This window comes from Mycolicibacterium insubricum, assembly GCF_010731615.1.
GTDB lineage: Bacteria > Actinomycetota > Actinomycetes > Mycobacteriales > Mycobacteriaceae > Mycobacterium > Mycobacterium insubricum.
In genome coordinates, this window is the sequence record NZ_AP022618.1 from 2,365,044 (window position 1) to 2,390,270 (window position 25,227).

Annotated in this window: 27 protein-coding genes and 4 tRNA genes; 23 read left to right on the forward strand and 8 right to left on the reverse strand. The window is 69.7% G+C overall.

Annotated features, from left to right (window positions below; all coding sequences use genetic code 11):
• Positions 1–13: 13 nt before the first annotated feature.
• Entirely contained in the window at positions 14–2,614 is a 2,601-nt protein-coding gene (mgtA, locus tag G6N16_RS11355) for a magnesium-translocating P-type ATPase (RefSeq protein WP_083032560.1), read from the forward strand.
• Between the two features lie 99 nt (positions 2,615–2,713).
• On the opposite strand, the gene G6N16_RS11360 is transcribed toward mgtA, so the two are convergent.
• From G6N16_RS11360 to G6N16_RS11375, 4 genes are all read right to left on the reverse strand, one after another.
• Positions 2,714–2,788 (reverse strand) — tRNA-Val (locus G6N16_RS11360).
• A 13-nt stretch (positions 2,789–2,801) separates the two neighbouring features.
• Positions 2,802–2,872 (reverse strand) — tRNA-Cys (locus G6N16_RS11365).
• Positions 2,873–2,900: 28 nt separating this feature from the next.
• Positions 2,901–2,973: transfer RNA gene (locus G6N16_RS11370), tRNA-Gly, on the reverse strand.
• Between the two features lie 116 nt (positions 2,974–3,089).
• Positions 3,090–3,512, reverse strand: a complete 423-nt coding sequence (locus G6N16_RS11375) for a DUF6636 domain-containing protein (RefSeq protein ID WP_234805960.1) — start codon at positions 3,510–3,512, stop codon at positions 3,090–3,092.
• A 108-nt stretch (positions 3,513–3,620) separates the two neighbouring features.
• Between G6N16_RS11375 and G6N16_RS11380 the strand changes: the two genes are divergently transcribed.
• The 4 genes from G6N16_RS11380 (at position 3,621) to G6N16_RS11395 (ending at position 6,063) form a co-directional block, all read left to right on the forward strand.
• A tRNA-Val gene (locus G6N16_RS11380) sits at positions 3,621–3,695 on the forward strand.
• Between the two features lie 105 nt (positions 3,696–3,800).
• Entirely contained in the window at positions 3,801–4,367 is a 567-nt protein-coding gene (locus G6N16_RS11385) for a metallophosphoesterase (protein ID WP_083032562.1), read from the forward strand.
• Positions 4,368–4,618: 251 nt separating this feature from the next.
• Entirely contained in the window at positions 4,619–5,221 is a 603-nt protein-coding gene (locus G6N16_RS11390; RefSeq protein ID WP_083032565.1) for a hypothetical protein, read from the forward strand.
• A complete protein-coding gene (locus G6N16_RS11395; protein WP_083032566.1) occupies positions 5,218–6,063 on the forward strand; it encodes an SDR family NAD(P)-dependent oxidoreductase in 846 nt (281 codons plus the stop codon). Before G6N16_RS11390 ends, G6N16_RS11395 begins: the two co-directional genes overlap by 4 nt.
• A 2-nt stretch (positions 6,064–6,065) precedes the next feature.
• Here the strand turns inward: G6N16_RS11395 and G6N16_RS11400 are convergent, their stop codons facing one another.
• Together G6N16_RS11400 and G6N16_RS11405 are read right to left on the reverse strand one after the other, a co-directional pair.
• Positions 6,066–6,740, reverse strand: coding sequence for a hypothetical protein (locus tag G6N16_RS11400; RefSeq protein WP_110810927.1), 675 nt, complete (start codon positions 6,738–6,740; stop codon positions 6,066–6,068).
• Between the two features lie 4 nt (positions 6,741–6,744).
• Positions 6,745–7,650, reverse strand: a complete 906-nt coding sequence (locus tag G6N16_RS11405) for a hypothetical protein (RefSeq protein WP_234805961.1) — start codon at positions 7,648–7,650, stop codon at positions 6,745–6,747.
• A 122-nt stretch (positions 7,651–7,772) separates the two neighbouring features.
• Between G6N16_RS11405 and G6N16_RS11410 the strand changes: the two genes are divergently transcribed.
• The 7 genes from G6N16_RS11410 (at position 7,773) to G6N16_RS11440 (ending at position 14,754) form a co-directional block, all read left to right on the forward strand.
• Complete coding sequence (locus tag G6N16_RS11410; protein ID WP_083032603.1) at positions 7,773–8,354, forward strand: PaaI family thioesterase; 582 nt, start codon at positions 7,773–7,775, stop codon at positions 8,352–8,354.
• 79 nt (positions 8,355–8,433) lie between these two features.
• Positions 8,434–10,488 (forward strand): threonine--tRNA ligase, encoded by a 2,055-nt coding sequence (gene thrS / locus G6N16_RS11415; protein ID WP_083032570.1) that lies wholly within the window; start codon positions 8,434–8,436, stop codon positions 10,486–10,488.
• Between the two features lie 41 nt (positions 10,489–10,529).
• Complete coding sequence (locus G6N16_RS11420; RefSeq protein WP_083032605.1) at positions 10,530–11,009, forward strand: HIT family protein; 480 nt, start codon at positions 10,530–10,532, stop codon at positions 11,007–11,009.
• Positions 11,006–11,683, forward strand: a complete 678-nt coding sequence (gene pgsA, locus G6N16_RS11425) for a phosphatidylinositol phosphate synthase (protein WP_083032606.1) — start codon at positions 11,006–11,008, stop codon at positions 11,681–11,683. Before G6N16_RS11420 ends, pgsA begins: the two co-directional genes overlap by 4 nt.
• On the forward strand, positions 11,680–12,591 hold the full coding sequence (locus G6N16_RS11430; RefSeq protein WP_110810928.1) for a phosphatidylinositol mannoside acyltransferase: 912 nt from the start codon (positions 11,680–11,682) through the stop codon (positions 12,589–12,591). Before pgsA ends, G6N16_RS11430 begins: the two co-directional genes overlap by 4 nt.
• 16 nt (positions 12,592–12,607) lie before the next feature.
• On the forward strand, positions 12,608–13,735 hold the full coding sequence (locus G6N16_RS11435; RefSeq protein ID WP_083032573.1) for a glycosyltransferase family 4 protein: 1,128 nt from the start codon (positions 12,608–12,610) through the stop codon (positions 13,733–13,735).
• Complete coding sequence (locus G6N16_RS11440; RefSeq protein WP_083032574.1) at positions 13,732–14,754, forward strand: NUDIX hydrolase; 1,023 nt, start codon at positions 13,732–13,734, stop codon at positions 14,752–14,754. Before G6N16_RS11435 ends, G6N16_RS11440 begins: the two co-directional genes overlap by 4 nt.
• A 7-nt stretch (positions 14,755–14,761) precedes the next feature.
• Here the strand turns inward: G6N16_RS11440 and G6N16_RS11445 are convergent, their stop codons facing one another.
• A complete protein-coding gene (locus G6N16_RS11445) occupies positions 14,762–15,577 on the reverse strand; it encodes a DUF2510 domain-containing protein (RefSeq protein ID WP_133052979.1) in 816 nt (271 codons plus the stop codon).
• Between the two features lie 433 nt (positions 15,578–16,010).
• Between G6N16_RS11445 and pdxS the strand changes: the two genes are divergently transcribed.
• The 4 genes from pdxS to G6N16_RS11465 all read left to right on the forward strand — a co-directional run bounded on the left by pdxS (position 16,011) and on the right by G6N16_RS11465 (position 20,368).
• Positions 16,011–16,928, forward strand: coding sequence for a pyridoxal 5'-phosphate synthase lyase subunit PdxS (gene pdxS / locus G6N16_RS11450; protein WP_083032577.1), 918 nt, complete (start codon positions 16,011–16,013; stop codon positions 16,926–16,928).
• A 3-nt stretch (positions 16,929–16,931) separates the two neighbouring features.
• Entirely contained in the window at positions 16,932–17,768 is an 837-nt protein-coding gene (tesB, locus tag G6N16_RS11455; protein WP_083032579.1) for an acyl-CoA thioesterase II, read from the forward strand.
• Complete coding sequence (gene pdxT / locus G6N16_RS11460) at positions 17,765–18,343, forward strand: pyridoxal 5'-phosphate synthase glutaminase subunit PdxT (RefSeq protein WP_083032581.1); 579 nt, start codon at positions 17,765–17,767, stop codon at positions 18,341–18,343. Before tesB ends, pdxT begins: the two co-directional genes overlap by 4 nt.
• 87 nt (positions 18,344–18,430) lie before the next feature.
• Positions 18,431–20,368 carry an ArnT family glycosyltransferase gene (locus G6N16_RS11465; RefSeq protein ID WP_083032582.1) on the forward strand — a complete coding sequence of 646 codons (1,938 nt, stop codon included), beginning with the start codon at positions 18,431–18,433 and terminating at the stop codon, positions 20,366–20,368.
• A gap of 1 nt (position 20,369) precedes the next feature.
• On the opposite strand, the gene G6N16_RS11470 is transcribed toward G6N16_RS11465, so the two are convergent.
• Entirely contained in the window at positions 20,370–20,747 is a 378-nt protein-coding gene (locus G6N16_RS11470; RefSeq protein WP_197913127.1) for a nuclear transport factor 2 family protein, read from the reverse strand.
• On the opposite strand from G6N16_RS11470, the gene G6N16_RS22125 reads away from it, so the two are divergent.
• The 7 genes from G6N16_RS22125 (at position 20,728) to G6N16_RS11505 (ending at position 25,227) form a co-directional block, all read left to right on the forward strand.
• Entirely contained in the window at positions 20,728–20,799 is a 72-nt protein-coding gene (locus tag G6N16_RS22125) for a hypothetical protein (RefSeq protein ID WP_407663687.1), read from the forward strand. The two genes, G6N16_RS11470 and G6N16_RS22125, sit on opposite strands and share 20 nt — an antisense overlap.
• A gap of 43 nt (positions 20,800–20,842) precedes the next feature.
• Complete coding sequence (locus G6N16_RS11480) at positions 20,843–21,598, forward strand: YebC/PmpR family DNA-binding transcriptional regulator (protein WP_083032587.1); 756 nt, start codon at positions 20,843–20,845, stop codon at positions 21,596–21,598.
• Between the two features lie 85 nt (positions 21,599–21,683).
• Positions 21,684–22,247 carry a crossover junction endodeoxyribonuclease RuvC gene (gene ruvC, locus G6N16_RS11485; RefSeq protein ID WP_083032588.1) on the forward strand — a complete coding sequence of 188 codons (564 nt, stop codon included), beginning with the start codon at positions 21,684–21,686 and terminating at the stop codon, positions 22,245–22,247.
• Positions 22,244–22,837, forward strand: coding sequence for a Holliday junction branch migration protein RuvA (gene ruvA, locus G6N16_RS11490; protein ID WP_083032590.1), 594 nt, complete (start codon positions 22,244–22,246; stop codon positions 22,835–22,837). The genes ruvC and ruvA overlap by 4 nt, the downstream gene beginning before the upstream one ends.
• A 7-nt stretch (positions 22,838–22,844) precedes the next feature.
• Entirely contained in the window at positions 22,845–23,912 is a 1,068-nt protein-coding gene (ruvB, locus tag G6N16_RS11495; RefSeq protein WP_083032592.1) for a Holliday junction branch migration DNA helicase RuvB, read from the forward strand.
• Positions 23,909–24,295, forward strand: a complete 387-nt coding sequence (locus G6N16_RS11500; protein ID WP_083032593.1) for a DUF1304 domain-containing protein — start codon at positions 23,909–23,911, stop codon at positions 24,293–24,295. Before ruvB ends, G6N16_RS11500 begins: the two co-directional genes overlap by 4 nt.
• Positions 24,292–25,227 (forward strand): lytic transglycosylase domain-containing protein, encoded by a 936-nt coding sequence (locus G6N16_RS11505; protein ID WP_083032595.1) that lies wholly within the window; start codon positions 24,292–24,294, stop codon positions 25,225–25,227. The genes G6N16_RS11500 and G6N16_RS11505 overlap by 4 nt, the downstream gene beginning before the upstream one ends.

Consider the following 25,227-nt stretch of genomic DNA (forward strand, 5'->3'; position numbering starts at 1 on the left):
AGGAGGCTGGCTGATGGCACCGACGGCCGCGCAGGTCGCCCCGGCGACCGTCGAGCAGACGCTGAGCCTGCTGGGCGCCACCGCCGACGGCCTGACCGGCGCCGAAGCTCAGGCCCGGCTGCAGCAGTACGGCCCGAACGCCGTCCGCACCCACCGGGTCAGCGCCCTGGCCGTGCTGGGCCGCCAACTGCACAGCGCGGTGTTGGGGCTGCTGGCTGCCACCGCCGTCGTGTCGTTCTTCCTCGGTGACAGCACCCAGTCGATCATCATCGGCATCATCCTGGCCGCCAGCATCGGCCTGGGCTTCGTCAACGAATACCGCGCCGAACGCGCCTCGGCCGCCCTGCACTCGCGAGTGCACCACGACGCCGTCGTCCGCCGCGACCGGCGGTTCGTCACGGTGGACGTCACCGATCTGGTGCCCGGCGACGTCATCCGGCTGGCGCTCGGCGAGATCGTGCCAGCCGATGTGCGGCTGATCGAGGCCGACGGACTCGAATGCGACGAGAGCATCCTGTCCGGGGAGGCGGTGGCCGCGGCGAAGTCCGTGCCGCCGGTGGTGGGGGACACCGCGCTGGCCGACTGTACCGACTTGGCGTTCATGGGCACGGTGGTCAGCGCGGGTGACGCGGTCGCGGTGGTGTACGCGACCGGCGCGGCCACCGAGTTCGGCCGCATCGCCGCCGGTCTGTCGCAGCAACAACCGGAGACCGCGTTCCAGGCCGGGCTGCGGGACTTCTCCAAGCTGTTGCTGTGGGTGGCGGTCGCGCTGACCGTGCTGATTCTGATCACCAACCTGCTGCTGCAGCGGCCGGTCATCACCTCGGTGCTGTTCGCACTGGCCATCGCCGTCGGGATCACCCCGCAGCTGCTGCCCGCCGTCGTCTCCACCAGCCTGGCCACCGGGAGCCGGCAGCTGGCGAGGCGGAAGGTGCTGGTCAAACGGCTGGTGTGCATCGAGGACCTCGGGGATCTCGACGTGCTGCTCACCGACAAGACCGGCACCCTCACCGAGGGGCGCATCACCTTGCTCGACGCCATCGAGCCCGGCGGCGGGCACTCCGAGTCGGTATTGCGGGCGGGCCTGCTGTGCAGCGACGCCGACTTGGCCTCCGGCGGCGGCTGCGCCAACCCGCTCGACGCCGCGCTGTGGGAGTCACCCAGTGCGGGTGGCACGGTCGGTTCGGCCCGACGGGTGGCGACCCTGCCGTTCGATCACACCCGTCGTGCCACCGGGGTGCTCATCGACGACGACGCCGGGCGGACGCTGATCGTCAAGGGCGCCCCCGAGCAGGTGATGGCCGACTGCACCGAGCTACCCGACGATGCGCAGACCACGCTGACCGGCCTGTTCGCCGGCGGTGCCCGGGTCGTCGCGGTGGCGAGCAAACCGGCCCCGGATCTCACCGCAGTCACCGCCGCGGATGAGTCCGGCCTCGCATTGCTGGGCTTCCTGGTGTTCGCCGACAACCCCAAACCCGCCGCGCGGGCGTCGCTGACCGAACTCGCCACGCTGGGTATCGAGGTGAAGGTGGCCACCGGCGACAACCCGCTGGTCGCCGAAAAGGTCTGTGCGGATTTGGGTCTGGCGTCCAAGGGCACCGTCACCGGGGCTGAGCTCGACGGTCTGGACGACGACGCGTTCGGCGCCGCCGCGCAGAACCACACCATCTTCGCCCGGATCTCCCCGGAGCAGAAGGCGCGCCTGATCACCGCGCAGCGCAAGATCGGCCGGTCCGTCGGGTTCCTCGGCGACGGGGTCAACGATGCGCTCGCACTGCACGCCGCCGACGTCGGCATCTCGGTCGACACCGCCACCGACGTGGCCAAGGACGCCGCCGACGTCGTGCTGCTGGAGAAGGACCTGTCGGTACTGGCCGCCGGGGTGTCCGAGGGCCGGCGGATCTTCGCCAACACCATCAAATACGTTCTGATGGGGACGTCGAGCAACTTCGGGAACATGTTCAGCGCGGCCGCCGCGTCGGCGCTGCTGCCGTTCCTGCCGATGCTGCCCAGTCAGATCCTGCTCAACAACCTGCTTTACGACAGCTCGCAGCTGGCGATCCCCACCGACAACGCCGATCCCGAGCAGCTGCACGCGCCCGCGCACTGGAACATCGCGTTCATCCGCCGGTTCATGCTCACCTTCGGGCCGATCAGCTCGCTGTTCGACTTTGTGACGTTCGGGCTGATGCTCGGGGTACTGCACGCCGGGGCGACCGAGTTCCGCACCGGCTGGTTCGTGGAGTCCCTGGCCACCCAGACGCTGATCATCTTCGCGATCCGCACCCGCCGGATCCCGTTCTTCCGCAGCCGGCCCAGTGCGGCGCTGACCGCGGCCACCTTCGCGGTGATCGCGATCGGGATCTTGCTCACGGTCTCACCGCTGGCCGGGGATCTGGGCTTCACGCCGCTGCCCTGGCAGTTCTTCGCCGCGCTGGCCGCGCTGACCGTCGCCTACCTGGTGCTGGTCGAGGTGACCAAAAAGGTCTTCTACGCCGATCCGATGCATCTGGGGGATGCGCCGCACCGGACCCGCGGCCACGTGCACCGAGTGCACCGCCGGGCGGCGCGGTTCACCCAGGGGAGAAGATTGGTCTCGTCGCCGGCATAGCGGACACCCTCGGTGACCAGGTGGTTCGTGAGGGCATTGGTTCAATCCCAGTATCGACAACAACGTCGGGAATGCATGTTTTCGCAGGTCAAGCGTGCGTGGTGCGCGATACTGGGATTGAACCAGTGACCTCTTCCGTGTCAGGGAAGCGCTCTCCCGCTGAGCTAATCGCGCGGGGGTAAATCTGAGGTGGAGACGGGAATCGAACCCGTGTGCACGGCTTTGCAGGCCGTTGCCTCACCACTCGGCCACTCCACCGCTGGGGTTGATGTGTATCACACCCTCGAGCGGATGACGGGATTCGAACCCGCGACCCTCACCTTGGCAAGGTGATGCGCTACCAACTGCGCTACATCCGCGTGCTACGGGCGAGATCGTCGTCCGTCGCGCAGGACGACCATAGTCGACGCCCGCTGGTGTGCACAAATCTCTTGTTCACGACGGGTTTCGGGGATCCGGCACCGCGGTGAACAGTTCAGAAGAAGCGGTAGCCCTGGCGCGACATGTCGAACCCGTGCCCGTCGGTGTTGGTGCAGCGCATTCCCAACTCCTGGCTCAGGCAGGTGATGCCTTCGACGGTCATCGAGCTGCCGTAGGCCAGCGGGTTCTCTGTGGTCAAGGCGGTGTCGCCGGCGCACACCACATCCGGCTGGCCGTGGGTGCGCACGAAGAGCCCCTGGCCGTAGGAGGTGTGCCGGTTGCAGTCCGCGGGCCGCGGCGGCGGGGTCCAGTCCCGGTCCCGGATGTCGCATCGCGCAGAGCCGCCGGAGATATAGCAGCCGATGTTGCCGCTGGGGGAGCTGAACGCCTGGAACGCGGCGTTGGCTGCGGTCGGAGCGCTCAGGGTGCCGACGGTCAGCAGGGCCGCGGTACCGGCGGTGAGGGCGAACTTCTTCACTGGTCAACCGTAAGTCCGCGCGCAGCAGCCTCAGACCGGAATTTCAGAGGGGGCGCCGATCGTGCTAACCTTCGGCGTCGTTCGGCTCGTCACGACGCCGACGCTCCCGGTCTCGTAGCTCAGTGGGAGAGCGTCCGCCTCACACGCGGAAGGTCGCTGGTTCGAAACCAGCCGGGACCACCACAAACCCCCTCGTCAGGGGGTTTTGCCTTCTTCGCAGCACGTTGGTGTCGAGCATCGCCCGGAAACTCGCTCGCGCCGATCGAAACGCTGAGACACCATTTGCGCGTGCACTACTTCACCGCCGACCTGCACCTGGCGCACCCCAAGCTGGCCGGGCTGCGCGGGTTCGGCACCGTGGCCGATCACGACGCCGCGGTGCTGGCGGCGCTGAGCGAACTGGATCCGGCCACCGACACACTGTGGGTGCTCGGTGACATCTGCTCGGGCGGGGTGGGATCCATGGCGTCGGCGCTGGAGCAGCTGAGCACGCTCGCGGTGCCGATGCATCTGGTCACCGGCAACCACGACCCGGTGCACCCCATGCACCGCAAGGCTCAGCGGCACTTTCCCGCTTACACCGAGGTGTTCGCCACCGTGCAGCAGATGGCCCGCACCAAGGTCGGCGACACCGGCGTGCTGATGTCGCATTTCCCGTATTCCGGTACCCCGGACCGGTTTTCACGCGAGGAATTCGAGCAGTGGCAACTGCGCAACTTCGGCCAGTGGCTGATCCACGGGCACACGCACTCCGCCGAGCGACGGTCGGGTATCCGGTCGCTGTGCGTCTCGCTGGAGGCGTGGGACCTGCGGCCCGCCTCCGCCGAGGACGTGGTGGCGGAGATGAGCTGCTAGGCCGTCGTCAGGCCCAGATCGGTCTCCCGGTGGAAGTTCGCGTCGAAATGCTCCTGCCAGGCCCACAGGTCCCGCTCAAGGTCCGCGGGCAACCCGTACTCGGTGAAGTCGGTGACCCCACCCCCGCAGCGACCGGTCCGGCGGCACGTGAGTGCCGACGATAGCGGGTAGCGGACGCCCGAGAGCCGCTGCCAGCTAACATTTCCCGCCATACGGGCCAACGGAGCGCCCCGGGATTGGATAATCGGACAATGGTCTTGCATTGGAACAGCGGATTGCGTCGGATCGGTATCGCGTTGGGCGCCGCCGCCCTGAGCCTCGGCACGCTCGCCTCGCCCGCACACGCCGACGAGGTCGCATCGCTGCCGCCGTTCCAGCCCCACCCCTCGGACTGGCAGCCGAACTACTCGGTGTGGCCGACGAGCCTGTGGCAGAACCGGGTCACCCCGGAGATGGTGGACGCCCAGCGGGAATCCTGCCAGTGGTTCAACGCCCAGTACGACCAGCTGATGGGCGGGGTGTACGGCTTCCAGAAGTTCCTCGGCCAGCAGAAGGACGTGTGGACCGCCCCCGGGGTGCAGGGCGCGGGCAACACCGTGATCGCCAATCTGGACCAGTCCGCGACGTTCCTGGAACCGCGCGCCCACACCCTCTACATCATCAACTACCCGGATCAGAGCGAATACTCGCCGCTGTACAACGGCGACTCGATCTACCACCTCTGGTACCAGTTCACGCAGATCAGCGACAAGATGAAGCGTAAGCTGCCGGCCGGCCAGATCAATGCGAACATCGCCACCGCCAACGTGTACGGCAACACCATCCGCGACTCCGGGGTCTGCATCGACGCTTGAGCACCCACAGCGACACATCCCGCATCGCGGTGGTGACCGGCGCCAGCCGGGGCGCCGGACGCGGCATCGCCGAAGCTCTCGGCGCCGCCGGTTGGCGGGTCTATCTCACCGGCCGTGACGCCGCGACGCTGGAGGTCGCGGCCACCGCCGTCACCGCCGCCGGCGGTGAGGGGATCGCGGCCGTCGTCGATCACCGTGACGACGCCGCGGTGGCCGCGCTGTTCGACCGGGTCGGAGCCGACGCCGGCCGACTCGACCTGCTGGTCAACAACGCGGCGGTGATCAGCGACCGGCTGACCGACCCGGCCCCGTTCTGGCGCAAGCCGCTGGAGTTGGCCGACGTGCTCGACGTCGGGCTGCGCTCGGCCTACGTGGCCTCCTACCACGCCGCACCGCTGCTGCTGGCCGGGCGGGCGCCGCTGATCGTGTTCACCTCATCGCCCGGGTCCGTGGTGTACATGCACGGCCCGGCCTATGGCGCGCAGAAGGCCGGCGTCGACAAGATGGCCGCCGACATGGCGGTGGACTTCGCCGACACCGACGTCACGACAATCTCGATCTGGATGGGCATCCTGCTCACCGAGCGGCTGGTCCGGGCGTTCGACGGGCATCCGGCGGCGCTGGCGGCCACCGCGCAGCACGCCGAGACACCGCAGTTCACCGGACGGCTCATCGATGCGCTGCACCGCGATCCGCAGCTGAAATCCCTGTCCGGCAGGACCCTGATCGGCGCCGAGGCGGCCGCCGGATACGGCATCACCGACGACGGCGGCCGGGTGCCGCCCTCGCACCGCGGCATGCTGGGCGCACCGCGGGAACCGTCCACGGTCATCGTCCGCTGACGTCAGTTCATCTGGGTCAGCAGCTGCGCCCGTCGTTGATCGGCCCAATCCGACATGGCGAACCCGGCGGTGGCGTCGCACATCGACAGCATCACGACCGCGTGCGGCACCGCGATCATGGCGTAGTCACAGTTCCAGCCCGATTGCAGCATCGACCAGACCACCGTGCCGTCGCCCATGGCGAACTGGGTCAGCCGCATACTCGGGCTGGTTCCCAGCGGCGAAATCCCGACCGCTCCGCCACTGCACGAGCTGACCGCGCTGAATGCGTCGAGCCGCAGCTTGTTGACATCGAGCGCGGCGATGTAGGTGTCCGCGGATTCGGCCATCATCGCGGTGCCGTTCAGCGTGTAGCCGCTCTCCGCGTGCTGGACCGACCCGGCCGGGATGAGTGGCGAATTCTTGAACAACACCGCGGCGGCGCAGCTCGCCGGATCGGCGGACGTGTAGTAGTTGGCTCCCACGAAGGTTTGGGTGGCCGTCCCGACCGGAGTCGTCGACCCGCTGGGCAGCAGCAGCGACGCGGCGTCGGGCAGCGATGCCGGCGCCGGTGCGCTGCTGGACGCGGTGGTGCTTGCGGTGGCCTCCGCGGCGACCGGCTGCCCGGGCACCGGATGGGTACAGCCGGACAGCAGCACCGCCGCGGTAGCGACCAGAGTCCATCGGCGCACGGTCATGGCATCATTCCTGCTTCTCGTCGTGATCGTCCGGGTAGAAAGCGGACAGGAACGTACGCAGCGCCACCAGGCCGCCGTTGCGCCACGCCTCATAGGCCCACAACGCGGTGATTACCGGCAGCGGGCCGAAGGCCAGCCACCAGCGTGCACCGGCCGGCACCATCTCCGCGATCAGCTCATCCCGCGGAATCCCGTCGACCTCGGCCGGCAGCCAGTCGTGCAGCAGGATGGACAGCATGCGGGTCGCCTCGAACGGCCCGGCCACCGTCGCCAGCACCCAGCTCAGCGAGGCGATCAGCAGTGCCCAGGGCCAGGCCAGCAACGGCGATTGGTCATCGACGATGTCGGCCGCTGAGCGGATCGACTCGGCCAGAAACGCGAATCCGAGGGCGAAGATCAGCACGCCGAGCTGCGCGGCCAGCAGGTCGTCGAGCACCGAGTTGGCGTTGTCGTCGCCGGACCGGATCGGCAACCCGAACGCCAGCGACAACATCCCGGCCACCAACACCAGCAACACCAGCGCCGAGGTGGCGTCGTTGACCCTCAGGAACGACTCCCGCAGGACGCGGATCACCAGATGCGACGACGTCGACGCTCGGGTCCGGTACAACATCATCACCACCAGCCCGGACAGCACCACCGACATCAGCCAGGACACCACCGCCGCGCAGATCACCATCAGGGCGATCGACGACAGAATGGGCACCAGCTCCGCGTTGTCTTCGCTGCCGTTGCGGATCACCAGCAGCGGCACCATCCCGACCGCCAGCACGCCCGCGGCGCGGACCAACAGCGGCAGGGTGAAACCGGCGATGTCGGCCGGGTCGACATCGGGCGAACTTCGCCGGATTGCGTTCAGCTCCGTGCCCAGCACCGCCCGCATCCGGTGTAGCGACAGTCGACTGGACACCTCCGGAATGTAGCGCCCGCGGCCCCGGCGGGTGGCCGGAAAGGCCGCCGCGGCGGCACGCGCTACCGTCAACGGTCGTGACCACCGATAACGCCGCCGGACACCCCGGCGGGGGATTCAACATGCCGGAGCCCACCGCCCAGGGCGGCCCGGACTACGGCAGGTTCATCGAGGCGGTGCGGGCCATCCAGGACCACGCCCGCGCCGTCGATGCCCCCGACGACGTGATCAGCACCGCCGCGGACCTGCTCGAACAGATATCGGTGTTGCTCGCGCCCTACGACGCCGACGAATGGTCCTCCCCGTCGGGCCGCCGCTTCGATCTGCCCAACCGCGGCAACGTGCTGGGCGTACCCGCCGAACTCACCCCCGTCGACGAGAACACGGTGACCGGCTGGGTCCGCTTCTCCCGGTTCCACCTGGGCCGCAACGGCGCCGCCCACGGCGGCACCCTCGGGCTGCTGTTCGACTCGGTGCTCGGTTACACCGCCGCCGTGCTCACCGGTGAGTTCACCCAGCGCACCGCCTACCTACACATCGACTACCGGGCGATCGTCCCGGTCCAGAAGCGGCTCGACATCGTGGCCCGGTTGCGCTCGCAGGAAGGCCGTAAGACCGTCGTCGAGGCGCAGCTCTACGACGGCGACAAGCTGCTGACCGAGGCTCACGCACTGTTCCTGAAGCTGAAGCCGGGCCAGCCGTGACGGGAAGCCGGGACCGTCCGCGACTGGTCCGGGCGGATAGCATGATCAACGCCCACCCCCCCTACCCGAAAGAGCAGCCATGAGTGCCCCCGCCGAACCCGACGCCGTATCGACGCTCCGGGTGCCGGCCGGGACTACCGCCGGTGCCGCGGTCCGCGAAGCCGGACTGCCCGGGCGTGGCGACCCACGCGCCGTCGTCGTGGTCGCCGAACTCGACGGCACCGTGCGCGACCTGAGCTGGATCCCGCAGACCGACGCCGAGGTCACCCCGGTCGCCGCGGACACCGAGACGGGGCGTTCGGTGATCCGGCATTCGGCGGCCCACGTGCTGGCCCAGGCCGTCCAGGACCTGTTCCCGTCCGCCAAGCTGGGCATCGGACCGCCGATCACCGACGGCTTCTACTACGACTTCGACGTCGCCGAGCCGTTCACCCCGGAGGATCTGGAGAAGCTGGAAAAGCGGATGCGCCAGATCGTCAAGGACGGTCAGCTGTTCGACCGGCGCGTCTACGCCTCCAAGGACGAGGCCCGCGCGGAGCTGGCCGGCGAGCCCTACAAGCTCGAGCTCGTCGACGACAAGTCCGGCGACTCCGACATCATGGAGGTCGGCGGCGACGAGCTGACCGCCTACGATAACCTCAATCCGCGCACCCGCGAACGCATCTGGGGCGATCTGTGCCGTGGGCCGCACATCCCGACCACGCGCTACATCCCGGCGTTCAAACTGCTGCGCAGCTCCGCGGCGTACTGGCGCGGCGACCAGAGCAACGCCAGTCTGCAGCGCGTCTACGGCACCGCGTGGGAATCGCAGGAAGCGCAGGATCGGCACCTGGAACTCATCGAGGAAGCTCAGCGCCGCGACCACCGCAAGCTCGGTGCCGAGCTGGACCTGTTCAGCTTCCCCGACGAAATCGGTTCCGGTCTGGCCGTTTTCCATCCGCGCGGCGGTGTGGTCCGCTCCGAGATGGAAGACTACTCACGGCGTAAGCACATTGCGGCCGGCTACCAGTTCGTCAACACCCCGCACATCACCAAGGAACAGCTCTACGTCACCTCCGGCCATCTGGAGTGGTACGCCGACGGCATGTACCCGGCCATGCACCTGGACGCCGAGTACAACCCGGACGGCTCCGTCCGCAAGCCCGGGCAGAACTACTACCTCAAGCCGATGAACTGCCCGATGCACCACCTGATTTACCGGTCCCGCGGGCGCTCGTACCGGGAACTTCCGTTGCGGCTCTTCGAATTCGGCAGCGTCTACCGCAAGGAGATGTCCGGCGTCGTGCACGGGCTGACCCGGGTCCGCGGTATGACCCAGGACGACGCGCACATCTACGTCACCCGCGAGCAGATGCGCGACGAGCTGGCCTCGCTGCTGGGCTTCGTGCTGGAGCTGCTGGCCGACTTCGGCCTCGACGACTTCTACCTGGAGCTGTCCACCAAGGATCCCGACAAGTACGTGGGCTCCGACGAAATGTGGGACGAGGCCACCGAGACGCTGCGCGAGGTGGCCGAGTCCTCCGGCCTGACCCTGGTGCCCGATCCGGGCGGGGCGGCGTTCTACGGGCCCAAGATCTCCGTGCAGGTGCGTGACGCGCTGGGCCGCAACTGGCAGATGTCGACGATCCAGCTCGACTTCAACATGCCCGAGCGGTTCGACCTGGAGTACACCGCCGCCGACGGCAGCCGGCAGCGGCCGGTGCTGATCCACCGCGCACTGTTCGGCTCCATCGAGCGGTTCTTCGGGGTGCTCACCGAGCACTACGCCGGAGCGTTCCCCGCCTGGCTGGCGCCGGTGCAGGTGGTTGGCATCCCGGTCGCCGACGAGCACATCGGCTACCTCGAGGCGGTGGTGACTGCGTTGCGCGGCAATGGGATTCGCGCCGAGGTCGACGCCAGTGACGACCGGATGGCGAAGAAGATCGTCAACCAGACGAACCTGAAGGTGCCGTTCATGCTGCTCGCCGGCGACCGCGACGTGGAGGCCGGGGCGGTCTCCTTCCGGTTCGCCGACCGCACCCAGATCAACGGCGTGCCCCGCGAAGCGGCGGTCGCCGCCATCACCGACTGGGTGCAGGCCCGGCGCAACGAGGCGCCCACCGCGGAGCTGCTCGACGTCAGCGAGGCGACGTGACCGAGCCGGACCGCCTGCAGAGGCTGTGGACGCCCTACCGGATGGACTACATCGTTGGGGCGGTCAAGGACCGTTCCGGCTCGGCCGCCTCCACGCAGCCGTTCACCGACATCCCGCTGATGGGCGACGAAGAGGGCCTGGTGGTCGCCCGCGGTGAACTCGTCTACGCCGTACTCAACCTCTACCCGTACAACCCGGGCCACCTGATGGTGGTGCCGTATCGCCGGGTCGCCGAGCTGGAGGACCTTACCGACGCCGAGTCCGCCGAGCTGATGGCGTTCACCCAGCGCGCGATCCGGGTGATGAAGGCCGTTTCCCGCCCCGACGGCTTCAACGTCGGGCTGAACCTGGGCAAACCCGCCGGTGGTTCGCTGGCCGAGCACCTGCACATGCACGTCGTTCCGCGGTGGTCCGGGGACGCGAACTTCATCACCGTCATCGGCGAGGCCAAGGTGATCCCGCAGCTGCTGCGCGACACCCGCACACTGCTCGCCACGGAATGGGCGGCGCAGACGTCGTGAGCGACATCTACTTCCTCACCCGGGCGGCCTATTCCAAGCTGTCCCGGCCGGTGGCCCGCGCCGCGCTCAAACTCGGCTTCACGCCCGACGCGATCACCCTGCTGGGTACCGCGGGCCTGGTGGCGACCGCGTTGACAATGTACCCGAGGGGCGAGCTGTTCATCGGGTCGTTCGTGATCTGGTTCTTCGTGCTGGCCGACATGCTCGACGGCGCGATGGCCCGGGAACGCGGCCACGGCAGCCGCTTCGGCAGCGTGCTGGATGCCACCTGCGACCGGATCAGCGACGGCGCGGTGTTCGCCGCGCTGGCCTGGTGGGCGGGCTACGGGCTGGGATCCAAATCGCTGGTGATCGCCACCGTGATCTGCCTGGTCACCTCGCAGGTCATCTCCTATGTGAAGGCCCGCGCCGAGGCCAGCGGTCTGCGCGGCGACGGCGGCTGGATCGAACGCCCGGAGCGGCTGATCATCGTGCTGGTCGGTGCCTGCTTCTCCGATATCCCCGGCCACCCGCAACCGCTGGTCCTGGCGATCGCCATGTGGGGACTGGCCGCGCTGAGCCTGATCACCGTCGCCCAGCGGGTGTACTCGGTACGGACTTCGCCGGGCGCGACCGATCCGGTTCCGTTGGACAGCGCCGCCCCCGACAGTCCGATGCCCGGGCCCGCGACGTGAGCGGAATCGGCGAGCGGATCAGCGACCTCGGGTACGCGGCGGGCTGGCAGCTCGTCCGCGCCCTCCCCGACCCGGTGGCCCGCACCGCATTCGACCTCGGGGCCCGCTACGCCGCGCGCGGCGACGGCCCCGAGCAGCTGCGCCGCAACCTGGCCCGGGTCCTCGGCGTGGCCCCCGCCGCGGTGCCCGACGCCCTGATCCTGGCGTCGCTGGAGTCCTACGCCCGGTACTGGCGTGAGGTGTTCCGGCTGCCGTCGATGGACCAGGACAAACTGCGCGTCCAACTGGAGGGCGTCCTGCGCGGCCGGGAACACTTCGACGCGGCCCTGGCCGGCGGTACGGGCATGATTCTTGCCCTGCCGCACAGCGGCAACTGGGACATGGGCGGCTTCGCCGTCGTGGCGCGCTACGGCCGATTCACCACCGTCGCCGAACGCCTGAAACCGGAATCGCTGTACCGGCGATTCCTGGAGTTCCGGGAATCCCTCGGCTTCGAGATCGTCCCGCTGACCGGTGGGGACCGGCCGCCGATGGAGGTACTGGCCGACCGGCTGCGGGCCAACGGCATGATCGCCCTGCTGGCCGACCGCGACCTGACCCGGCGTGGGGTCGAGGTGGAGTTCTTCGGCGAGCAGACCCGGATGCCGGCCGGCCCGGCGCGACTGGCCGTCGAAACCGGCGCCCCGCTGCATCCCACGCACTGCTGGAACACACCGGACGGCTGGGTCGTCGACGTCCTGCCCGCGTTGGACACCAGTTCCGGTGACGTCGCGACCATCACCCAGGCGCTGGCCGACGTGTTCGCCGAACGGATCGCCGCGCATCCGCAGGACTGGCACATGCTGCAGCCGCAGTGGATCGCCGACCTGTCCGACGAGCGCCGGGCCCGACTCGCCGAGCCGAGCTGAGCAAACAGGAATCCTGATGCGCATCGGAATGGTCTGCCCCTATTCGTTCGACGTCCCCGGCGGGGTGCAGGCCCATGTCCTGCAGCTGGCCGAGGTGTTCCGCGAGCGCGGGCACACCGTCAGCGTCCTGGCGCCGTCCTCGCGCGGCGCGAGCCTGCCGGATTTCGTCGTGTCCGGCGGCAAGGCCGTGCCCATCCCGTACAACGGTTCGGTGGCGCGGTTGCGGTTCGGGCCGGCCACCCACCGCAAGGTGAAGAAATGGATCGGCGACGGGCACTTCGACGTCCTGCACCTGCACGAACCGAACGCGCCGAGCCTGTCGATGCTGGCCCTGCAGGCCGCCGAGGGACCGATCGTGGCGACGTTTCACACCTCGACCACCAAGTCTCTGACGCTGTCGGTGTTCGGCGCGGTGCTGCGGCCCTATCACGAAAAGATCATCGGCCGCATCGCGGTGTCCGACCTGGCCCGGCGCTGGCAGATGGAGGCACTGGGGTCGGATGCGGTGGAGATTCCCAACGGGGTCCCGGTCGCCGCGTTCGCCGAGGCGCCCCTGTTGGCGGGCTATCCGCGCCCGGGACGGTCGGTGCTGTTCCTCGGCCGGTTCGACGAACCGCGCAAGGGGATGGACGCGCTAATGGCGGCGCTACCGGCGCTGGTGGCGCACTACCCGGACCTGGAGCTGCTGATCGTCGGCCGCGGTGACGAGCAGGCGCTGACCGAATCCGCCGGCGACCTCGCCGGCCATCTGCGTTTCCTCGGGCAGGTGTCCGACGAGGAAAAGGCGTCGGCGCTGCGCAGCGCAGACGTCTACGTCGCGCCCAATACCGGCGGCGAGAGCTTCGGCATCGTGCTGGTGGAGGCGATGGCTGCCGGGACCCCGGTGGTCGCCAGCGACCTGGACGCCTTCCGCCGGGTGCTGCGCGACGGTGAGTGCGGCGTGCTGGTGCCCATCGGCGACGCCGATGCGCTCGCCCGGGCCGTCATCGGCGTCATCGACGACGGCGCCGAGCGCGACGCGCTGGTGACCGCGGCGACGGCGGCGGTGGCGCGCTACGACTGGTCAGTGGTGGCCGACCAGATCATGCGGGTTTACGAGACCGTCGCCGCGCCCGGTGTCAGCGTGACGGTGGCCGGCTCATGATGGTCTGGCTGCTCGTCGCGCTGCTGGTCCTGGTCATCGTGGTGCTGCTGGTGCTCGGCACCTGGGCCTTCCAGACCGCCAACCGGCTGGACCGGCTGCACGTGCGCTACGACCTGTCCTGGCAGGCCCTCGATGCGGCCCTGGCCCGACGCGCCGTGGTGGTGCGCGCCATCGCCGCCGACGCCTACCCGGGCACAACGGAAGGCCGGAAGCTGACGATGCTGGCCGACATCGCCGAGCGGGCCCCGCGGTCACTGCGCGAGCAGGGGGAGAACGAGCTGTCCGCGGGCCTGTCGATGATCGACACCGCCGTGCTGCCGGCTCCGCTGGTGGCCGAGCTGGCCGATGCCGAGGCCCGGGTGCTGTTGGCGCGGCGGTTCCACAACGACGCCGTACGCGACACCCTGGCGCTGCGGGACCGCACCCTGGTCCGGCGCCTGCACCTGGGCGGACACGCGGCCGCGCCCCACTACTTCGAAATCGCCGAGCGCATCGGCGAGGTTGCCGCTGCGGCCGATCCGCGCACGTCGGCGCGGATCGTGCTGCTCGACGAGTCCGGAGCTGTGCTGCTGCTGTGCGGGTCCGATCCGGCTCAGCCCGACGGCCAGGCGCGGCGCTGGTGGTTCACCGTCGGTGGCCAGGTGCTCGCCGGTGAAGAGCTCGCCGACGCCGCGGTTCGCGAGCTGGCCGAGGAGACCGGGCTGATCGCCGACGCCGCGGGACTGCTCGGGCCGCTGTGGCGCCGGGAATCGGTGATCGACTTCAACGGTTCGGTGATGCGCAGCCGGGAGTTCTACTTCGTTTACCGCACAATGCGTTTCGAGCCGTCAATACATGGGCGCACCGCGCTGGAGCGCCGCTACATCCACGGCCACCGCTGGTGCGACGCCGACGCCATCGCCGAGCTCGCCGCGTCGGGGGAGACGGTGTACCCGCTGCAGCTCGGCGAGTTGCTGGACGCGGCGCGCCAAGCCGCCGAGGCCGGTGCGAGCCCCGGCGAGCCGATGGCGATCCGCTGATCGCTGTTCAGGCCCTCGGCGCGGGTCCGTACGGCGGCGGTCCCAGCGGCCCCGGTCCGTGCGGGGGTGGCGGCGCCGCGGGCGCGGACGGCACCGTGGGTATGGCGGTGACCCGTCGGTCGCGCCACAGCCCCACCACGCCGGCGATCAGCGCCGCGACGGCAAGGGTGAACAGGATGAAGCCGAAGTTGATCGACACCTCGATCATGGAGTTGATGTCGGCGTCCGAGTCGTCACCGAGTCCGCTGGCCGCCGAACTCGCACCGTTGAAGTAGTTGATCAGGCCGATCAGCCAGCACACGACCAGGCCGGCGGCCACGCCGACCAAACCGGCCAGTCGCTTCATCGGCACCGGGCGACGGGCCAGCAGAGGCCACGCCAGCCAGGAGCCCGCAGCGATCAGCAGCAGCGGCAGCACCATCCAGACGGTTTTGAAGGGGCTCGCGTCTATGTTCATAGACCCGATCAACGGGATGTCGGCCGACACCGTCGTCCAGCGCATGAACAGGGACAGCAGCGCGAATACCAGGCCGCCGTAGATCAGTCCGGCCGGCAGCATCGCCTTGGACACGCCCATGCTGCGCAATGCGGCCGCGGCCTGGTTCACCGCGGCAGGCATGGGGACACCGACGGCTTGGGTGACATCGCCGGACGATGCGGGCGGTGGTCCGGCGGCCGGCGGGGGCCCGTAGGTTGGCGGGGCGCCGGGTGCAGGCCCCGGCGGCGCGGACGGCGGTGCGGGAGTGTTCCACTGATGTCCGTCCCAGTAACTCTGGGCGCCGCGCGCGTCGCGGTACCAACCCGCGGGAAGTTCAGTGGTCATGGTGGTCCTCCTTCCGGCTGCCGCGCGGGCCGAAGCCGGCGCGACGAACGGCAACTCAGCGATACTCCGTGCAGCGAAAGCTGAATCACAATGCAGTGGACTCAGCGGGTGAACGCCGCCTTCCCGGCGTCGGGGCATACGCGGTCCATCGGTGCAGGTTCGGCAGTCCGCTCACCCCCTACCACGGGCTCAACACGGCAGCACGCCGGTGCGACGTCCCTTACCAACCATGGGATATCGCGGCGATCACCGGCGGAAGCGACCGGAGGACATTCGGGGTGAATCGGCAGCGGTCTGCCAGCGGACTCCCAGCACCGCCCCTGCACGTGGCGGCCCGCTGGCGATCGCCGGCCGCTCAGCACCGGCCGGACATTCGGCGCGCGGTGTTCACCTTTAGACTGACTGGTAACCCCACGCTAAGGAGAAAATCGCAGTGAACAGCGCCGCCAATGGCCAGCCGGCCGGCACCGAGCAGACCGGAACCGCGCGGGTCAAGCGGGGGATGGCCGAGATGCTCAAGGGCGGGGTCATCATGGACGTCGTCACCCCCGAGCAGGCCCGCATCGCGGAGGCCGCCGGTGCCGTTGCGGTGATGGCGTTGGAGCGGGTGCCCGCGGACATCCGCGCCCAGGGCGGGGTGTCCCGGATGAGCGACCCGGACATGATCGAGGGCATCATCGACGCCGTCACCATCCCGGTGATGGCCAAGGCCCGCATCGGCCACTTCGTCGAGGCGCAGATCCTCGCCGCCCTCGGTGTCGACTACATCGACGAATCCGAGGTGCTGACCCCGGCCGACTACAGCAACCACATCGACAAGTGGGCGTTCACGGTTCCGTTCGTCTGCGGCGCCACCAACCTCGGCGAGGCGCTGCGCCGGATCACCGAGGGGGCGGCGATGATCCGCTCCAAGGGTGAGGCCGGCACCGGTGACGTCTCCAACGCCACCACCCACATGCGCAAGATTCTCGGCGAGATCCGTCGGTTGACCTCGATGGCCCCCGACGAGTTGTACGTCGCCGCCAAGGAGCTCCAAGCGCCCTATGACCTGGTGGTCGAGGTGGCTCGGGCCGGCAAGTTGCCGGTCACGCTGTTCACCGCCGGCGGCATCGCCACCCCGGCCGATGCGGCGATGATGATGCAGCTCGGCGCCGAGGGCGTGTTCGTCGGCTCCGGCATCTTCAAGTCCGGCGACCCGGCCGCCCGCGCTGCCGCCATCGTCAAGGCCACCACCTTCTACGACGATCCTGACGTGCTGGCCAAGGTGTCCCGCGGCCTCGGCGAGGCGATGGTCGGCATCAACGTCGACGACATTCCGGCGCCCCACCGGCTGGCCGAACGCGGCTGGTAGCCGGTGGCGATCGAGGAGATCCTCGACCTCGAACAACTCGAGGTCGATATCTACCGGGGCGCGGTGTTCAGCCCCGAATCGGGATTCCTGCAGCGCACGTTCGGTGGGCACGTCGCCGGGCAGTCGCTGGTCTCGGCCGTGCGGTCGGTTGAACCGCAGTTCCGGGTGCACTCCCTGCACGGCTACTTCCTGCGGCCCGGTGACGCCCGGGCGCCGACGATCTACCTGGTGGAACGCGTTCGCGACGGCGGATCGTTCGTCACCCGCCGGGTCTCGGCCGTCCAGCACGGCCAGACCATCTTCTCGATGGCGGCGTCGTTCCAGACCGAACAGGCCGGTCCCGAACACCAGGACCCGGCCCCGTCCGCGCCGGACCCCGAGGACCTGCCGGGCTTCCGGACCGGCGGGTTCTTCGACGACGCGGGGTTCGCCCAGTTCGAGGAGTGGGACGTGCGGATCGTGCCCCGGTCCCAACTGACGCCTCTCCCGGGCAAGGTCAGCCCACAACAGGTGTGGTTCAGACACCGCGACCGGCTGCCCGATGACCCGGTGCTGCACATCTGCGCGCTGGCCTACATGAGCGACCTGACGCTGCTCGGCTCGGCCCACGTCACGCACCTCGACGTGCACCAGCACCTGATGGTGGCCTCACTGGACCACGCGCTGTGGTTCATGCGGGAGTTCCGGGCCGATGAATGGCTGCTCTACGACCAGTCCTCGCCGTCGGCGCACGGGGGACGGGCACTGTGCCAGGGCCAGATCTGGACCCGGGACGGACAGCTCGTCGCCTCGGTCATGCAGGAGGGCCTGACCCGGTTCCAGCGCGGCTATCCCGAGTGACCCGCGTCGGTGTGCTCGCCCTGCAGGGCGATGTCCGCGAACACCTGGCGGCCCTGACCGAGCTCGGTGTCGACGCGCAGGCGGTGCGCCGGCCCGGCGAGCTCGGCGCCGTCGACGCGCTGATCCTTCCCGGCGGGGAATCCACCGCCATCAGCAACCTGCTGCGCGCGTTCGACCTCGCCGAACCGCTGCGGGCCCGACTGTCCGACGGGATGCCCGCCTACGGATCGTGCGCCGGGATGATTCTGCTGGCCACCGAGATCCTCGATGCCGGAGCCGAGGGCCGCGCGGCGCTGCCGCTGGGTGGTATCGATATGGCGGTGCGGCGCAACGCCTTCGGCCGGCAGGTGGACTCGTTCGAGGCGGACCTGGACTTCGCCGGCCTGGACTCTCCGGTGCACGCGGTATTCATCCGGGCACCCTGGGTGGAGCGCGTCGGACCCGGGGTGCAGGTGCTGGCGACGGCCGCCGGGCACCCCGTGGCGGTGCGCCAGGGACAGGTGCTGGCCACGTCGTTTCACCCCGAGGTCACCGGCGACCGGCGCATCCACCGGTTGTTCGTCGAGATGCTGTAGCCGTACCCAATACGGGCGGCGGCGCGAAGGTGTCGCCCAGGAACCTCTCGGCCCGCACATAGGTGCGACCCATGTTGGTTGGCGTTAATGGGACGTGTGACCACGACCCTTGACGATCTTGCGGACGCTCCCGAACCCGCCGACGCACCGGCGGCCGCCCCGGAACCGGCCGAGGTTCCCGAATCGGGACGCTCGAACCCGCCCCGCTACGCGCTGCCGGTGCTGCTGATCGCGACGGCGGTCGCCTACCTGTGGAACATCACCGTCAACGGGATGGGCAACGACTTCTACGCCGCCGCCGCGCAGGCCGGTTCCACCAACGGGACGGCGCTGCTGTTCGGGTCGCTGGACGCGGGCAACTTCATCACCGTCGACAAGCCGCCGCTGTCGCAGTGGGTGATGGCGCTGTCCGGGCAGATCTTCGGGTTCAGCAGCGCCAGCATGCTCGTCCCGGAGGCGCTGATGGCCGTCGCCGCGGTGGCGCTGCTCTACGGCGCGGTGCGACGCATCAGCGGCGGCTGGGCCGGCCTGCTCGCCGGGACGGCGCTGGCGCTGATGCCGGTGGCGGCGCTGATGTTCCGGTTCAACAACCCCGACGCCGTGATGGTGCTGCTGATGACGGCCGCGGCTTACGCCACCGTGCGCGCCCTGGAGCGCAACGGCGCCCGCTGGATGGCGCTGGCCGGCGTCGCATTGGGGTTCGCCTTCCTGGCCAAGATGCTGGAAGGCCTGATGGTGGGCCCGGCGATCGCACTGGCCTACCTGGTGGCCGCCCCGGTTACCCTGCGCCGCCGGTTCTGGCACATGGCCGGGTCACTGGCCGCGTTCCTGGTGTCCTCGGGCTGGTACGTGCTGCTCACCCTGGTGTGGCCGGCCTCGTCGCGGCCCTATCTGGCCGGCTCCACCGACGACAACTTCATGAACCTGGTGCTCGGCTACAACGGGTTCGGCCGGGTGCTCGGCCACAACCACCACGGCGGCCCGGGGGGAGCCGGACCATCGGGCGGCCACGGCAGCGGACACGGTTTCGGCGGCTTCGGCAACCAGACGCAGGGCCTGCCGCGGCTGTTCACCGGCGAGTTCGGCTTCGAGATCGGCTGGCTGGTCCCGGCGGCGCTGCTGGCCGTGGTGCTGGTGCTGGTGTCCCGCGGCCGGGCGCCGCGCACCGACGCGGTGCGAGCCGGCACCCTGCTGTTCGGCGGTTGGCTGCTGGTCGACGGCCTGGTGCTCAGCTTCATGAAGACCAACGTGCACCCCTACTACTGCCTGTCGCTGGCGCCCGCGGTGGCCGGGATGTTCGCCATCGGCATCGCCGAAATGTGGCACCGCCGTACCGATAGGTTCGGCCGCTGCGGCCTGGCCGCGCTACTGCTGACCACCGGCGTGTGGGCCTGGTGGATCCTGGGCCGCAACGGCGCCTGGCTGCCGTCGCTGCGTTGGGTGATCCTGGCGGCATCGGTCGCCAGCGTGATCGTGCTGCTGGCGGCGCTGGCCGGCGGCCGCCGGGCGGTCGTGGCGCTGGTGGTGGCGCTGGCCGTCGCGCTGGCCGGGACTACCGCCTACACCGTCGCCACCTTCGGGCAGCCGCACACCGGCGGCGGGCCGTCGGTCGGGCCGCGCGACCCCGACGACGGCGGCGGCCACGACGGCTGGGGTGCCGACGTGGACAGTCCGGAGCTCGACGCCCTGCTGTCGGCGGCCGGCACCAAGTGGTCGGCGGCGATCAACCGCTCCGCCCCGGCCGCCACGCTGGAGCTGGCCACCGGCACCTCGGTGATGGCCATCGGTGGCTTTATCGGCACCGACCCGGTGCCCACCCTGGAACGGTTCCGGCAGTACGTGGCCGATGGGCAGATCGGGTACTACATCCTGCCCAAACCCAAGGACGGCGACGACAAGAACTCCCACGGCGGCTTCGGCCAGGGATCACACACCGACATCTCGGACTGGGTGAAGGCCACCTTCACCTCGAAGACGATCGGCAGCAACGACGTCTACGACCTGCGCTCGCCGCTGAAGAGGTGACTCAGTAGTTCTCGAACGCACCCAGTGAGCGCCAGCTGGGCCAGGTGGTCTCCCAGATCCGGTGGATCAGGCCGTCGCGGTAGGCCGCGATCAGCACCACCTCGATGCGGGTCGGTTCCTCACCCGGGCGGGCGGTGGTGATCCACAGGCGTCCGGCGACCCGGTCCGGCGCCTCCACCCACGCCTCGTCGTCGTATTCGATCGCGTAGCTGATCTCGGTGGCGTAGACGCCGTCGTGGCTGGCCGCGAATTCGGCGAAGTCCTGGCGCAGTCCGTCGGAGTACATGACGAAATCCGGGTGGTAGTAGCGTCTGGCGGCTCCGGCGTCCTTGCGGACGACCATCTTCTCGAACATCTCCTTGAACAACGCAATGCTCACCGGTTCATCATGCTCCGGTGCCCGTTTCCGCGGGGGACCTGCCCGAACGTAGACTGGTCAACCGAAAGCGTCATCGGAAAGAGGGCAGAACCTGCATGAGCGGGCATTCCAAGTGGGCCACCACCAAGCACAAGAAGGCCGTCATCGATGCCAAGCGCGGCAAGATGTTCGCCAAACTGATCAAGAACATCGAGGTGGCCGCCCGAACCGGTGGCGGTGACCCCGCCGGCAACCCGACGCTCTACGACGCCATCCAGAAGGCCAAGAAGTCCTCGGTGCCCAACGACAACATCGAGCGGGCCCGCAAGCGCGGCGGTGGCGAGGAAGCCGGCGGCGCCGACTGGCAGACCATCACCTACGAGGGCTACGGCCCCAACGGGGTCGCGGTGCTCATCGAGTGCCTGACCGACAATCGCAACCGCGCCGCCGGCGAGGTGCGGGTGGCGATGACCCGCAACGGCGGCAACATGGCCGACCCGGGATCGGTGGCCTACCTGTTCACCCGCAAGGGCGTGGTGACGTGCGAGAAGAACGACCTCTCCGAGGACGACGTGCTGATGGCCGTGCTGGATGCCGGTGCTGAAGAGGTCAACGACCTCGGTGACGTGTTCGAGGTGATCTCCGAACCCACCGACCTGGTCGCCGTGCGCACCGCGCTGCAGGACGCCGGCATCGACTACGACTCCGCGGAGGCCAGCTTCCTGCCGTCGGTGACCGTGCAGGCCGACCTGGAGACCGCCCGCAAGGTGCTCAAACTGGTCGACGCGCTGGAGGACAGCGACGACGTGCAGGACGTCTACACCAATATCGACATCCCCGACGATGTCGCCGCGGCGCTGGACGAGGAGTAACCGTCCCGCGGGCGTGTCCCTGACCGGGTGTGTCGGCGCCGCCCGCTAAGCTCTCGAATAGATGTTCTAGAGCTGGGAGTGCAGCGTGCGGGTGATGGGTGTCGACCCCGGGTTGACCCGGTGCGGGCTGAGCGTGATCGAGGGCGGATCGGGCCGCCAGGTCACCGCCCTGGATGTCGACGTGGTCCGCACACCCTCCGACGCGCCGCTGCAGACCCGCCTGCTGCGGATCAGCGACACCGTCGAGCACTGGATGGACACCCACCGCCCCGACGTCATCGCCATCGAGCGGGTGTTCGCCAACCAGAACGCCAACACCGCCATGGGTACCGCGCAGGCCGGCGGCGTGATCGCGCTGGCCGCCGCCCGGCGCGGCATCGACGTGCACTTCCACACCCCCAGTGAGGTCAAGGCCGCGGTCACCGGCAACGGTCGCGCGGACAAGGCTCAGGTCACCACGATGATCACAAAAATCCTTGCGCTGCAACAGAAACCGACCCCCGCCGATGCGGCCGACGCGCTGGCCCTGGCCATCTGCCACTGCTGGCGGGCGCCGATGATCGCCCGGATGGCCGAAGCCGAAGCCGAGGCCAAGGCGGCCCAGGCCAAGCGCACCTACACCGCACGGCTGAAGGCGGCTCGGGCATGATCGCCTCGGTGCGCGGCGAAATCATCGACATCGCGCTGGACCACGCCATCGTCGAGGCCGCCGGTGTGGGCTACAAGGTGATGGCCACCCCGTCCACGCTGGCCACCCTGCGCCGCGGCGAGCAGGCCCGGATGGTCACCGCGATGATCGTCCGTGAGGATTCCCAGACCCTCTACGGTTTCGCCGACGCTGAAGCGCGCGACCTCTTCTCCACCCTGCTGTCGGTCTCCGGCGTGGGGCCCAAGATCGCCCTGGCCACCCTCGCGGTCTACGACGTGCCCACCCTGCGCCGGGCGCTGGCCGACGGCGACGTCACCGCCCTGACCCGGGTGCCCGGCATCGGCAAGCGCGGCGCCGAACGCCTGATCCTGGAGCTCAAGGACAAGATCGGCGCGGCCCCCGTCGCGGCCGGAGCCGGCCCCAGCGGCCCGGTCGGCGTGCGCGGGCCCGTCGTCGAGGCGCTCACCGGCCTCGGTTTCCCCGCCAAGCAGGCCGAGGAGGCCTGCGAGAAGGTGCTCGCCGAGACCCCCGACGCGACCACTTCGCTGGCCCTGCGCTCCGCGCTGAACCTGCTGGGCAAGAACCGGTGAGCATCGCGTGAGCCGCTTTGAATCCGAGGACCCCGACGAGTCCGTCGAGCGCGACGTCTCCCCGGCGCTGACCGTGGGGGAGGGCGACATCGACGCCGGCCTGCGGCCCCGGTCGCTCGCCGAGTTCATCGGCCAGCCCCGGGTCCGCGAGCAGCTGCAGCTGGTCCTGGAAGGCGCGAAGAACCGCGGCGGCACCCCGGACCACATCCTGCTGTCCGGCCCACCCGGGCTGGGCAAGACGAGCCTGGCGATGATCATCGCCGCCGAACTGGGCACCTCGCTGCGGGTCACCTCCGGTCCCGCCCTGGAGCGCGCCGGTGACCTGGCCGCGATGCTGTCCAACCTGGTCGAGGGCGACGTGCTGTTCATCGACGAGATCCACCGCATCGCCCGGCCCGCCGAGGAGATGCTGTACCTGGCGATGGAGGACTTCCGGGTCGACGTCGTCGTCGGCAAGGGACCCGGGGCGACGTCGATACCGCTGGAGGTCGCCCCGTTCACCCTGGTCGGCGCCACCACCCGATCCGGTGCGCTGACCGGGCCGCTGCGGGACCGGTTCGGCTTCACCGCGCACATGGACTTCTACGAACCCGCCGAACTGGAACGGGTGCTGGCCCGCTCGGCCGGCATCCTGGGCATCGAACTCGGTGCTGAGGCCGGCGCCGAGGTGGCCCGCCGGTCTCGCGGCACCCCGCGGATCGCCAACCGGCTGCTGCGCCGGGTCCGCGACTACGCCGAGGTGCGCGCCGACGGGGTGATCACCCGTGACGTCGCCAAGGCTGCGCTGGCTGTCTACGACGTCGACGAACTGGGGCTGGACCGCCTGGACCGCGCCGTGCTGACGGCGCTGACCCGCAGCTTCGGCGGCGGTCCGGTGGGGGTGTCGACGCTGGCGGTCGCCGTCGGCGAGGAGTCCTCCACCGTGGAGGAGGTCTGTGAACCGTTCCTGGTCCGCGCCGGGATGATCGCCCGCACCCCGCGCGGCCGGGTGGCCACCGCGCTGGCCTGGACCCACCTGGGACTTGCCCCACCGCCACACGCGGCCGGGTTTTCTCAGGCAGGATTGTTCGAGTGATCACCGCGGGTCTGATTCTCGCGGCGCTGGCCGCGCTGCTGCACGTCTACATCTTCGTCATGGAGTCGCTGACCTGGACCTCGCCGCGCACCCGCGCGACGTTCGGGACCACGGCCGACGAGGCGCAGACCACCAAGGCGCTGGCCTTCAACCAGGGCTTCTACAACCTGTTCCTGGCCATCGTCGCGACGGTCGGGATCGTCGCTGTTGCGTCGGGGCACACGGCCGTCGGTGCGGCGCTGGTGTTCGCCGGGATCGGTTCGATGGCCGCCGCGGCGCTGGTGTTGCTGCTGTCCTCGCCGGAGCGTGCCCGCGCGGCGATCACCCAGGGCACGCTGCCGGTTCTCGGTATCGCGGCGCTGCTCATCGGGCTGCTCCGATGACCTCGGTCCGCCGACGTGCACCGCTGGTGTTCGCGGCGGCGGTGGCGGGTCTGGTCGGCTGCACCGGGCCGACGGCGGCCGCCCCCGCCACCGAGATCGCCGCGGCGCCCGCGCCGGCAGCCCCCGTCCCGGCCGCGCCCGCCGTGCCGGTCCCGGTGGGGATTCAGCCGACGCTGGCGTCGGATCCTGCGCAACTGGCCGACGATCTGGTCGCCGACGAGCGGGCCGTGCGCGACCCGTCGACCCCGGGTCCGGATCGGGTGGTCGCCGCCCGGCGCCAGCAGGCCGCCTACCGCGCCATCGTCGCGCACCCGGACTGGGACGCGGTGATCCGCCCGCGGATACCCGCGGAACTGTCCGAGGCGTACGGCCGCAATCTGAACGCCGCGCAGCAGCTCGTCGCACTGGCCTCGGTGCGAGACACCCTGCCGGCCTGGATTATTCGCCAACCGGCACCCGCCGAGGAACTACTGGGCTACTACCGCGAGGCGGAGGCGGCCAGCGGTGTCGGCTGGAACTACCTGGCCGCGGTGAACCTGGTGGAGACCCGCTTCGGCCGGGTCAACGGCGCCAGCACCGCCGGAGCGCAGGGACCCATGCAGTTCCTGCCCTCGACGTTCGCCGCCTACGGCAACGGCGGCGACATCCACGCTCCGCGCGACGCTATCCTGGCCGCCGGGCGCTACCTGGCCGCCAACGGTTTTGTCGGTGACCCCGACCACGCGCTCTACCGGTACAACCACTCCGATCACTACGTGCGCGCCATCGGCGACTACGCGGCGGTGCTGGCCGCCGACCCGGCCGCCTTCGCCGGCTACTACGAGTGGGAGGTCTACTGCAAGACCACCGCCGGTGACGTGCTGCTGCCGGTCGGCTACGCGGAAACCGCACCGGTTTCGGCCGCCGAATACGTTGCCGCCCATCCGCAGTAG